The sequence below is a fragment of the Burkholderia sp. Tr-862 genome (genome assembly GCF_011753085.1).
Classification (GTDB): Bacteria; Pseudomonadota; Gammaproteobacteria; order Burkholderiales; family Burkholderiaceae; genus Burkholderia; species Burkholderia ambifaria.
The window spans coordinates 1-6197 of sequence record NZ_VWWG01000252.1; the positions used below are offsets into that span (position 1 = coordinate 1).

Sequence of the window (6197 nt, forward strand, 5' to 3'; positions counted from 1 at the left end):
AGCTGCGGCCGTGCTGCCCTGGCCGCTCGCGGCCGCGCTGCACGTCGCGCTGCTGTGGTTCGCGCTCGGCGCGAAGAGCCTCGCCGACCACGTCGCACCGATCGCCGCCGCGCTGCTGCGGCACGATCTCGACGCCGCACGCGCGCTGACCGCGCGCATCGTGTCACGCGACACCAGCGAAGCCGACGAAGGCGCGCTGTCGCGCGCGGCCGTCGAATCGGCGCTCGAGAACGGCAACGACGCGATCTTCGGCGCGCTGTTCTGGTTCGTGGTCGCGGGCGGCCCCGGCGCGCTGCTGTTCCGGCTCGCGAACACGCTCGACGCGATGTGGGGGTACCGCACGCCGCGCTTCCTGACCTTCGGCTGGGCCGCCGCGCGCCTCGACGACGCGCTCAACTGGATTCCCGCACGCCTCACCGCCGCGAGCTACGCGCTGCTCGGCGACACGGCCGCCGCGTGGCGCTGCTGGCGCACGCAGGCACGCCACTGGGACAGCCCGAACGCGGGCCCCGTGATGGCCGCAGGCGCCGGCAGCCTGAACGTGCAGCTCGGCGGCCCGGCCGTCTATCACGGCGAAATCGAAGACCGTCCCGCGCTCGGCACCGGCGCGAGCGCGACGGCCGTGCACGTCGTCGCCGCGCTGTCGCTCGTCACGCGCACGCTCGCGCTGTGGCTCGCGCTGCTCGTCGCGAGCGGCGCACTCATCCTCGCTACCCATCATGTCTGACGCACGCATCCCGCACGGCGGCAACCTGCACGAAGCCGCGCGCCGCCACGGCATTCCGCACGACGACTGGCTCGACCTTTCGACCGGCATCAATCCGGTCGGCTATCCGGTGCCGCCGGTCCCGGCCGACGCATGGCGCCGGCTGCCCGACGACGGCGATGCGCTCGCCGCGTGCGCGGCTGGCTACTATCACGCGCCCGATGCCGCGCACGTGCTGCCGGTCGCCGGCAGCCAGGCCGCGATCCGCGCGTTGCCCGCGCTGCTGCCAACCGGCGACGCCGGCGTCGCGGCACTCGCGTATGGCGAATACGCGCCGGCCTTCGCGCGCCACGGCCATCGCGTCGTACCGCTCGACATCGACGCGAACGTATTGCCTGCAACGGTGCGTCACGTCATCGTCGGGAATCCGAATAATCCGACCGCCGAATGCGTGCCGACCGAACGGCTGCTCGGCTGGCATGCGCAGCTGTCGGCACGCGGCGGCACGCTGATCGTCGACGAGGCCTTCGCGGATACGGGCGCCACGCCATCGCTCGCGCAGTACACCGATCGACAGGGTCTGGTCGTGCTGCGCTCGGTCGGCAAGTTCTTCGGGCTCGCCGGCATTCGCGCGGGCTTCGTGCTCGCGCATCCCGACCTGGTCGCCGCGCTGCGCGACGTGCTCGGCGCATGGACCGTCAGCGGCCCCGCGCGTCACGCGGTCACCGCCGCGTTCGCCGATCGCGCATGGCAGGCGGCCGCGCGCGAACGGCTCGCGACCGACGGCGAACGACTCGCCACGCTCTTGCGCACGCACGGCTTCTCCGTGCACGCGACACCGCTCTTCAGCTGGACCGACGACCCGCGCGCCGGCGCGCTGCATGCGGCGCTCGCCGCACGCGGAATCTGGACGCGGCACTTCGCGCAACCGTCGAGCGTGCGCGTCGGCCTGCCGGGTTGCGAAGCCGAATGGCGGCGCGTCGCCGGCGCGCTCGCGGAGTGCGTCCCGATGCTGCAACAGGTATCCGCATGAACGCTCGTCTGTTGGGCCTGTTGCGCCGACTGCCGCCGCTCGCGACGCTGGTCGCGCTCGCGCACGCGCCGGTCGCTCACGCCGACGTCACGGCCCGCGACGATACCGGCAATACCGTCACGCTGCCCGCCCCGGCGCAACGCGTGATCAGTCTCGCGCCGCATGCGACCGAACTGGTCTATGCAGCTGGCGGCGGCGCGAAGCTGGTCGGCACGGTCACGTACAGCGACTATCCGCCCGCCGCGCAGGCCGTGCCGCGCGTCGGCGACAACAAGGCGCTCGATCTCGAGCGGATCGCCGCGCTGAAGCCGGACCTGATCGTCGTCTGGCGGCACGGCAATGCCGAACGGCAGACCGATGCGCTGCGGGCGCTGCACATCCCGCTGTTCTTCAGCGAACCGAAGCACCTCGACGACGTGGCGACGTCCCTGCGTCAGCTCGGGACGCTGCTCGGCACGGCACCGGTCGCCGACGCAGCCGCGGCATCGTTCTCGCGCGACATCGCGGCACTGCGCGCACGCTACGCGGCGCGCGCCTCCGTCACGATGTTCTTCCAGGTATGGGACCGGCCGCTGACGACGCTCAACGGCGAGCACTTATTCAACGAAGTCATTGCGCTGTGCGGCGGCCGCAACGTGTTCGCGGCGCTGAAGCCGCTCGCGCCGAGCGTCACCGACGAGGCCGTGCTCGCGGCCAATCCGGAAGCGATCGTGACGACGAGCGCCGGCGCGACGCGCTCGGACGCGCCGCTGCCGAGCCTCGCGCGCTGGCGTGCGTGGCCCGCGCTGACGGCCGTGGCGCGCAACAACCTGTTCGCGATCGACGGCGATCTGCTGACCCGGCCGTCACCACGGATCGCGCAAGGCGCGGCCGCGCTGTGCGAGGATCTGGACGCCGCGCGGGCGCGGCGGCCGGCGCGCTGATTCCGCGCTTCGAAGCGTTTGTGCGCTTCAGGCGAGCATGCGCTTCGCCTACGCGTCCCAGTGGACGACTTCCCACGTGCGTGCAGCATCATCCACGCGCAACCACACGACGCCGGCCGTCGGCACCGGTCGCGACAGCAGCGTATCGAGCGGCACGCGCAACGCGTGCGCTGCGAGCGCGCGAATCACGCCCGCATGCGTGAGTACCCATTGCGGCGCGTCGGTCTGCGCGACCGCGTCCGCGATCCGCGCGACACGCGCGGCGAATCGTGCAACGCTTTCGCCGCCATGCGCGCACGCATGCATCAGGTCGGCCGCCCACGCATCGAGCGCGGCGCGGTCGATATCGTCCCAACGCTGCAGCTCCCACGCGCCGAAGTCCATTTCCTGCCAGCCCGCGTCGCGCCGCAGCGGCACGCCCAACGCCTGCGCGAGCCGTTCGGCGATCGACGCGCAACGTATCAGCGGGCTCGTCCAGACCTGCTCGGGCAACGGTGCCCCGAGCGCTGCCAGGCGCTCGCGCACGGCCCGCGCGCCCGCGTCGGCCGAGGCGGCGAGCGGCACGTCGCTGCGTCCGTAGCAAACGCCCGGCTCGACATCGACGGCCGGATGGCGAATCAGGACGAGATCCATCCGAGCACCACCAGATAGATCGCGAGTTCACCCAGTTGCTGCGCGAAGCCGAGACAGTCGCCGGTATAACCGCCGATCCGCTTCACGAAATAGCGGGCCGCCCATGCCCGCACGAGCATGAGCGCGACGAAGGCCGCGACACCCGCGCGCCAGTCCGGCCACAACAGCCACGGCAGCCCGAATGCGGCCGCGACCCAGGCCGCGCGGGCGCCCATGCGCTGCGCGACCGGCTTCGCCTTGCCCTCCGGCCGAACGTAGTCGAGCGACATCAGCAGGCTCACCGCCGCCGCCCGGCTCGCCGCATGCGCGGCGACCATCGTCCACGCGGCGCGCAGCGGCGGCATGGCCGCGAGGGCCTGCCATTTCAGGCCGAGCGTGATCACGAGCGCGACCGCGCCGAACGTGCCGATGCGCGAGTCGTGCATGATCCGCAGCACGTCTTCGCGCGTATAGCCGCCGCCGAACGCATCGCAGCTGTCGGCCAGGCCATCCTCGTGGAACGCGCCGGTCGCGAGCAGCGTCGCGGCCATCGACAGGCCGACCGCGATCGATGCGGGCAGCACGCGCAGCGCCGCGAGATAGACGAGCGCGCCCCACGCGCCGACGCATGCGCCGACCAGCGGGAAGTAACGCGCGGCCTGGTCGAGATCGCCGGCCGCGTAGCCGATCGCGCGCGGCACCGGCACGCGCGTGAAATAGCCGAGCGCGACGAAGAAGTAGCGCAGTTCGGCGCGTACGCCGCCGCGCGCGCGCTCAGGCGTCACGATTGTCGACGCCCGCGGATTCGAAGCTCGCCATCTCGGTGAGGAACGCGGCCGCCGCGCGCACCAGCGGCAGCGCGAGCGCGGCGCCCGTGCCTTCGCCGAGCCGCAGGTCGAGGGCGAGCAGCGGCTTCGCGCCGAAATGCTCGAGCATGCGCCGGTGGCCGGCCTCGTGTGACGTATGCGAGAACACGCAGTAGTCGCGCACGCCGGGCGCGATGCGCTCGGCGACGAGGAGCGCGGCCGTCGCGATGAAGCCGTCGACGAGGATCGTCATCCGCTCGCTCGCGGCCGCGAGATACGCGCCCGTCATCATCGCGATCTCGAAGCCGCCGAACGTCGCGAGCACGTCGAGCGGCGCGATCGCGTGCGAATGCCGGACGAGCGCGCGGCCGAGCACCGCGCGCTTGTGCGCGAGCCCCTGGTCGTCGAGGCCCGTGCCGCGCCCCACGCACGCGTCGATCGGCACGTCGAGCAGGCGGCTCATCAGGCACGCGGCCGACGACGTGTTCGCGATCCCCATTTCGCCGAAGCCGATCACGTTCGTGCCAAGCGATGCGTGCAGGCGAACCCGCGCGGCACCGGCCGCGAGCGCCGTCGTCGCCTCGTCGCGCGTCATCGCGGGTTCGGCCGCGAAGTTGCGCGTGCCGCGCCCAACCGGCAGCGACACGAGCCGGTCGGATACCGGCAGCGTCGACGCGATGCCCGCATCGACGATCTCGAGCACGCACTGCGCGACACCCGAGAACGCATTGATCGCCGCGCCGCCGGCCAGGAAGTTCGCCACCATCTGCGCGGTGACCGCCTGCGGATACGGGCTCACGCCCTCGGCCGCGATCCCGTGGTCGCCGGCGAACACGATCGTCACGGGACGCTGCACGTGCGGCCGCTCGGTGCGCTGGATCAGGCCGATCTGCAACGCGATCGCCTCGAGCTGGCCGAGGCTGCCGGGCGGCTTGGTCTTGTGATCGATCACGTGCTGCAGGCGCTTGCGCAGCGCATCGTCGAGCGGCGCGATCGCAGGAGGGAAGTCGGTCGGATTCGTCATCGGAAGATTGCCTCGTTGGCGCGGCCGGTGCCGCGCATCGAAAGAAAGAAGTTCATCGCCGCTCGGGCCACGCGGGCAGCAGCGCGTCGCGGCCGTTCTCTCGGATCAGCACGAGCGGGTAGCCGAACGCGTCGCTCGCGCGCGCCGGCGTCAGCACGTCGTGCACGGGGCCCGCCCACGCACGGCCGCGGCCGTCGAGCAACAGCGCGTGCGTCGCGAAACGCCGCGCGAGATTCAGGTCGTGACACGAGAACAGCACCGTGCGCGGGCCCGCGTCGAGCCACGTGCCCAGCGCGGTGAGGCCATCGATCTGGTGATGCAGGTCGAGATGGGCGAGCGGCTCGTCGAGCAGCATCAGCGGCGCGTCCTGGCACAGCGTCGCGGCCAGCGCGACGCGCTGCCGCTCGCCGCCCGACAACGACAGCACGTCGCGCGACGCGAGCGCGCTCAGCCCGAACGTCGCGAGCGCATCGCGCGCCGCCGCGCGGTCGCCGTCGCGCTCCCAGCCCCAGCCGCCGAGATACGGAAAGCGGTTGAGCAGCACCGTGTCGAATACCGTCGCGCTGAACGCGTCGTGCAGTTGCTGCGGCATCAGCGCGCGGCGCCGTGCGAGCTGTTCAGGCGGCCACGCGGCGAGTGGCAGGCGGTCGATCTCGACGTGGCCGCCGGCCGGCTGCCGCAGGCCCGCGAGCGTCGCGAGCAGCGTCGTCTTGCCTGCGCCGTTCGGCCCCGCGACGCACCAGATTTCACCGGGCCGGAACGCCTGCGTGAAGCCGTCGAGCAGCGTCCGGTCGCCGGCCTTCAGCGTCAGGTCGACCGCCGCGCAGGTCATGTCACCGGCGGTATGCGGTACGGCGCGCGTCATCGCATCGGTCTCCTCGGCAACATCCACAGGAACACCGGCACACCGATCAACGCGGTCATCACGCCGACCGGCAATTGCGCGGGTGCGATCGCGGTGCGCGCGAGCAGGTCGGCCGCCATCACGCCGCCGCCGCCCGCGAGCATCGCGGCGGGCAGCAGCATGCGCTGGTCGTTGCCGAATGCGAGCCGCAGCGCATGCGGCACGACGAGGCCGACGAAGCTGATCGTG

At 72.3% G+C, this 6197-nt stretch carries 8 protein-coding genes; 3 read left to right on the forward strand and 5 right to left on the reverse strand.

Annotated features, from left to right (window positions below):
- The 3 genes from F3J14_RS32885 to F3J14_RS32895 form a co-directional block, all read left to right on the forward strand.
- Nucleotides 1-727, forward strand: a 727-nt coding sequence (locus tag F3J14_RS32885) for a CobD/CbiB family cobalamin biosynthesis protein (RefSeq protein WP_166726455.1), incomplete at its 5' end; no start/stop codon positions are given.
- Nucleotides 720-1739: a threonine-phosphate decarboxylase CobD gene (gene cobD / locus F3J14_RS32890; protein ID WP_166726456.1), complete on the forward strand. Its 1020-nt coding sequence runs from the start codon at nucleotides 720-722 to the stop codon at nucleotides 1737-1739. The genes F3J14_RS32885 and cobD, both read left to right, overlap by 8 nt.
- Nucleotides 1736-2662 (forward strand): cobalamin-binding protein, encoded by a 927-nt coding sequence (locus F3J14_RS32895; protein ID WP_166726457.1) that lies wholly within the window; start codon nucleotides 1736-1738, stop codon nucleotides 2660-2662. The genes cobD and F3J14_RS32895 overlap by 4 nt, the downstream gene beginning before the upstream one ends.
- 48 nt (nucleotides 2663-2710) lie before the next feature.
- Here the strand turns inward: F3J14_RS32895 and cobC are convergent, their stop codons facing one another.
- The 5 genes from cobC to F3J14_RS32920 all read right to left on the reverse strand — a co-directional run.
- Nucleotides 2711-3295, reverse strand: coding sequence for an alpha-ribazole phosphatase (cobC, locus tag F3J14_RS32900; protein ID WP_166726458.1), 585 nt, complete (start codon nucleotides 3293-3295; stop codon nucleotides 2711-2713).
- Nucleotides 3280-4059, reverse strand: coding sequence for an adenosylcobinamide-GDP ribazoletransferase (locus F3J14_RS32905; protein ID WP_166726459.1), 780 nt, complete (start codon nucleotides 4057-4059; stop codon nucleotides 3280-3282). Before F3J14_RS32905 ends, cobC begins: the two co-directional genes overlap by 16 nt.
- Nucleotides 4049-5104 (reverse strand): nicotinate-nucleotide--dimethylbenzimidazole phosphoribosyltransferase, encoded by a 1056-nt coding sequence (gene cobT / locus F3J14_RS32910; protein WP_166726460.1) that lies wholly within the window; start codon nucleotides 5102-5104, stop codon nucleotides 4049-4051. The genes F3J14_RS32905 and cobT overlap by 11 nt, the downstream gene beginning before the upstream one ends.
- 52 nt (nucleotides 5105-5156) lie before the next feature.
- Nucleotides 5157-5969: an ABC transporter ATP-binding protein gene (locus F3J14_RS32915; protein ID WP_166726461.1), complete on the reverse strand. Its 813-nt coding sequence runs from the start codon at nucleotides 5967-5969 to the stop codon at nucleotides 5157-5159.
- Nucleotides 5966-6197 (reverse strand): iron chelate uptake ABC transporter family permease subunit (locus F3J14_RS32920; RefSeq protein ID WP_166726462.1); only part of this gene is annotated, 232 nt, incomplete at its 5' end. The genes F3J14_RS32915 and F3J14_RS32920, both read right to left, overlap by 4 nt.

Excerpts from the sequence above, each read along its gene's own strand:
- cobC (WP_166726458.1), bottom strand. The coding sequence starts at position 3,295 with ATGGATCTCGTCCTGATTCGCCATCCGGCCGTCGATGTCGAGCCGGGC.
- F3J14_RS32915 (WP_166726461.1), bottom strand. The coding sequence starts at position 5,969 with ATGACGCGCGCCGTACCGCATACCGCCGGTGACATGACCTGCGCGGCG.
- F3J14_RS32895 (WP_166726457.1), top strand. The coding sequence starts at position 1,736 with ATGAACGCTCGTCTGTTGGGCCTGTTGCGCCGACTGCCGCCGCTCGCG.
- cobT (WP_166726460.1), bottom strand. The coding sequence starts at position 5,104 with ATGACGAATCCGACCGACTTCCCTCCTGCGATCGCGCCGCTCGACGAT.
- cobD (WP_166726456.1), top strand. The coding sequence starts at position 720 with ATGTCTGACGCACGCATCCCGCACGGCGGCAACCTGCACGAAGCCGCG.